The sequence below is a fragment of the Mycobacterium sp. SMC-17 genome, assembly GCF_045310915.1.
In the GTDB taxonomy this organism is placed as follows: Bacteria; Actinomycetota; Actinomycetes; order Mycobacteriales; family Mycobacteriaceae; genus Mycobacterium.
Genome location: NZ_JBJIAK010000152.1, coordinates 1 through 1,307 on the forward strand (window position 1 = coordinate 1; position 1,307 = coordinate 1,307).

1 protein-coding gene is annotated in these 1,307 nt (G+C 67.0%); it reads left to right on the forward strand.

Going from position 1 to position 1,307, the window contains the following annotated elements; translation table 11 throughout:
• Positions 1 to 1,301 (forward strand): ISL3 family transposase (locus ACJH7A_RS30510; protein WP_406803317.1); only part of this gene is annotated, 1,301 nt, incomplete at its 5' end.
• Between the last annotated feature and the right edge of the window lie 6 nt (positions 1,302 to 1,307).

Here is a 1,307-nt window from a genome sequence, read left to right on the forward strand (position 1 = left end):
GGGCGGGCTTCGCCCGCGCTGACCTGACTACTTTCTGCCGCCTCGACGACCTCGGGTTGGAGGTGACCGGCCAGCAACTGCACCCCGATCGTGCGGTATTGGCATGCCGGGTCAGCGACGACGACTCGTGGTGCCGCCGCTGCGGCGAGCGAGGCGTCAGCCGCGACAGCGTGACACGCGAGCTTGCCCACGAACCATTCGGGTGGCGGCCCACCACCTTGCTGGTCACCCTCCGCCGCTACCGCTGCGCCGGCTGTGCCCATGTGTGGCGCCAAGACCTCGGCAACGCCGCCGAACCACGCGCCAAGCTGTCCCGGCGTGCGTTGCAGTGGGCCTTGAAAGCGATTGTCTGCCAACACCTGACCGTGGCTCGCGTCGCCGAAGCGCTGGCGGTGTCGTGGAACACCGCCAACAACGCCGTCCTGGCCGAAGGGCAGCGAGTGCTGATCGCCGATCCGGCCCGCTTCAACGGCGTGCGGGTGATCGGCGTCGATGAGCACGTGTGGCGGCACACCCGTCGCGGCGACAAGTACGTCACCGTGATCATCGACCTCACCCCGGTCCACGACCAGACCGGCCCTGCCCGGCTGCTCGACATGGTCGAAGGCCGCTCCAAGAAGGCGTTCGCCGACTGGCTGTCCGAGCGACCCCAGCCCTGGCGCGACGGTGTCGAAGTTGTTGCCATGGACGGCTTCTCCGGGTTCAAGACCGCCACCACCGAAGAACTTCCTGAGGCAGCCACGGTGATGGATCCCTTCCACGTGGTGAGGTTGTCCGGCAACGCTCTCGACGACTGCCGCCGCCGTATCCAGGTGGCCACGTGTGGGCACCGCGGCCGCAAGACCGACCCGCTCTATGCCTGCCGACGCACCCTGCACACCGGCGTCGATCTGCTCACCGACCGCCAGAAAGCCCGGCTGGCAGCCTTGTTCACCGGCGACATTCATGTGGAGGTCGAAGCGACCTGGCACATGTACCAACGCGCCGTGGCCGCCTACCGCGAACCCGACCGCACGAAAGGCCGAGCCATGATGGCGGCGCTGATCGACACGCTGAGCGCCGGCGTTCCCAAACCGCTGACCGAGCTGATCACCCTCGGACGCACACTGACCAAGCGGGCTGTCGATGTGCTGGCCTATTTCGACCGGCCCGGCACCAGCAACGGACCGACCGAAGCGATCAACGGCCGTCTCGAACACCTCCGTGGCTCCGCCCTGGGCTTTCGCAACCTCACCCACTACATCGCCCGATCCCTACTCGAAACCGGCGGATTCAGACCCCAACTACACCGTCAATCATGAAGAGCC